General features: G+C 70.3%; 3 protein-coding genes. 1 reads left to right on the forward strand and 2 read right to left on the reverse strand.

Annotated elements, in window-relative coordinates; all coding sequences use genetic code 11:
- The coding region (locus JF597_RS54390) for an amino acid permease (protein ID WP_294014540.1) at window positions 1-515 on the forward strand (515 nt) is incomplete at its 5' end.
- 17 nt (window positions 516-532) lie between these two features.
- Here the strand turns inward: JF597_RS54390 and JF597_RS54395 are convergent.
- Window positions 533-1,096 (reverse strand): MBL fold metallo-hydrolase, encoded by a 564-nt coding sequence (locus JF597_RS54395; protein ID WP_294014541.1) that lies wholly within the window; start codon window positions 1,094-1,096, stop codon window positions 533-535.
- Window positions 1,097-1,173: 77 nt separating this feature from the next.
- Window positions 1,174-1,893: a FadR/GntR family transcriptional regulator gene (locus JF597_RS54400; RefSeq protein WP_069759853.1), complete on the reverse strand. Its 720-nt coding sequence runs from the start codon at window positions 1,891-1,893 to the stop codon at window positions 1,174-1,176.
- Between the last annotated feature and the right edge of the window lie 74 nt (window positions 1,894-1,967).

Consider the following 1,967-nt stretch of genomic DNA (forward strand, 5'->3'; position numbering starts at 1 on the left):
TGGGCGGCTCACGCGTGCCCTATGACGCGGCCCGCGACCGGGTCTTCTTCCGGCCCTACGCCAGGCTGCACCCCCGGCACCGTTTCCCGACCCTCGGCCTCGCGACGATGGGCGTGATCACCGCGATCGGCTTCCTGATCGGCCGCCACACCGACCTGGCGACCCTGATCCAGCTGCTCACGACGGTGATGGTCATCGTCCAGGCGCTGGCCCAGATCGTGGCGCTGAGCGTGCTGCGCAGGCGTCGGCCGACGATGAGGCGGCCGTACCGCATGTGGCTCTATCCGGTACCGAGCATCATCGCCTTCACCGGCTGGTGCGTGATCTACGGCTACGCGGACAAGAACTCACCGGGCCGCCACCCCATCGAGTGGTCACTGGCGTGGCTGGCCCTCGGCTGTGTGGCGTACGTGCTGTGGGCGCGGTTCGAGAAGGTGTGGCCGTTCGGCCCGAAGGAGATCACGGAGGACTACCCGACGCCCGAGACGGCACCGGCGGAGCCGCCCGGCGCGTGACCTCGCCGAAACCCGGTTCAGAGGGGCGTGGACGAGGAGGGCACGAAGGGTGCTCCGTGTCCGGGCACGATCAGGGCCGGGCCGAGGGCCAGGACCTTCTCCCTGGCCGCCCGCAGCTGCTCACGGTCGGGGGCGAAGGGGTCGTCGGCCGGTCCCTCGGCGGTCCACCACAGATGGGTCAGGACGACCAGGCCCTGGGCGGCCGTGACCAGGGTGCTGACGTCCTGCTCGGTGTGGCCGGGGGTCGTCATGAGCGCGATCGACGGCGAGAGCCGGAATCCGTCGGCGTCGCGGTCCTCCCAGATGTCGTCGCGGTAGATGGCCATGTGGTCGTGGAAGCGGGCTTCGGGGAACAGGGCCGCGTTCAGCGTGTGGTCCGGGTGGTGGTGGCTGAAGATCACGTCGGTGACGTCTTCCGGGCGCAGTCCGTGGTGCGTGAGCGGATCGAGGATGAGTCGGCGGTCCGCCACCATGCCCGGATCGACTACCGCGACCGTCGCACCGTCGACGAGCAGGGTGACGGTGCCGGCCACCCGCTCGTCGGCGTATCCGGTGGTCAGGACGTGGAAGGCGGCGGTCATCGGGGACTCCTGGGCGAAGGGTGTGTCGGACGAACGGTCACCGGGGCGATGAGGACGGCGCGGGCGCCGCTCCCCCGTCAGCCCGCGGTCGTACCGGAGGGAAGCGCTTCGGCCGAGCGCAGGTGCTCTTTCAGCCACCGCTCGGTGTTGCTCACGTGCAGCAGTGCCGCCGCCTGGCTGAGAGCCGCGTCGCGTGCGGCCAGGGCCTCGAAGATCGCCTCGTGCTCGGCGAGGGTGCGGCCCGCCGCCCGTGTGTCGACCAGGCCGCGCCAGATCCGGGCACGCAGCGTGCGGCCGGAAATGCCCTCCAGGAGCGCCAGCAGGGACTCGTTGCCCGTGGCCGAGACAACTGCCCGATGGAAGGCCGCGTCATGGGCGTTGAGCCGTTCGACGTCGTCGCACGCCTCCCGCATGGCATCCAAGTGACCTTTCACTTCGGCCAGTTGGTCGTCGGAGATGCGGGTGGCGGCAAGGGCTGTGGCGACCGGCTCAAGGAGCCGCCGTACCTCCATGAGGTCCTGGAGAGCGACCGAGTCGCCCTGCAGCAGTTCCACCGCACCACCGAGGCCCTCCAGGAGAAGGCTGGGCTGGAGACTGGTGACATAAGTGCCGTCGCCCCGCCGGACCTCCAGGACCCGCGCGACGGCCAGCGCCTTGACCGCTTCGCGGGCGAGGTTGCGGGACAGGCCCAGCTGGGCGGCGAGGTCCGGCTCCGGAGGGAGCTTGGACCCTGGAGGCAGGGCTCCGGTCCGGATCAGCTCACGGATCTGCTCGATCGCCTTGTCCGTCAGAGACACCGCGCATCCCTTCCTCCACGTCGCGCCCCGACCCGTGCCGCAGTCCGCATGCCAAAGGCGACGCTGATGATACT

Origin of the sequence: Streptomyces sp., from assembly GCF_019510245.1 — a bacterium.
GTDB lineage: Bacteria > Actinomycetota > Actinomycetes > Streptomycetales > Streptomycetaceae > Streptomyces.